The following is a 652-nucleotide window of genomic DNA, read 5'->3' as shown; positions in this document are numbered from 1 at the left end:
TTATCAATGATTGGCTTCGTGCCAAGATCGAAGCCTTGGTGCCATTCAAGGTTGACGTGATGATCACGGATGCCACAGCGATTCCGGTGAAGATCCGCTATCCCCAAGATACCTCGCTGCTCAATCAAGCCCGCAAGAATCTTGAAGACATGGCCATTGACATGGCGCATCAACTGAATGTCCCTAATCCACGCATGTATAAGCGTGAAGCCAAACAAGTTTGGACGGCTTTCTCACGCCATCCAAAGAGCCAAAAGCAATCCGTTCACAAGCAAGTTAAAGCGCAACTTCAATACGTCCGTCGCGACTTGCGCTACATCAATGAATTCATTGATGTAGGGGCAATCTTAACCGCCAAACAAGCAGTACGCTTGGGTGTCATCCGAATCTTGTTTGACCAACAATGGTATATGTTTGAACACAAGATTCACCATGTCGCAGACCGGATTGTTAGTCTCCAACAGCCTTATATTCGACCGATCCAGCGTGGTAAGGCGAAAGCCAAAGTTGAGTTTGGGGCCAAGATTGACGCATCGTTAAGTGAGGGCATCGTTGATATTGAGCGTTTCGAATTCAGGGCTTTCAATGAGAGTAAAGACTTTGAAGCGACCTTGGATCATTACTTCGACTTGCATGGCCATTACCCAGATGA

Annotated in this window: 1 protein-coding gene; it reads left to right on the top strand. The window is 47.1% G+C overall.

The window, feature by feature from the left end; translation table 11 throughout:
- A partial coding sequence (locus FD01_RS14755) for a transposase family protein (RefSeq protein ID WP_477218260.1) occupies positions 1-652 on the top strand: 652 nt, incomplete at both ends.

It is taken from the genome of Lacticaseibacillus manihotivorans DSM 13343 = JCM 12514, assembly GCF_001435035.1.
In the GTDB taxonomy this organism is placed as follows: domain Bacteria; phylum Bacillota; class Bacilli; order Lactobacillales; family Lactobacillaceae; genus Lacticaseibacillus; species Lacticaseibacillus manihotivorans.
The sequence above is the reverse complement of the archived record's forward strand: the minus strand, read 5'-3'. Positions and strand labels throughout refer to the sequence as shown.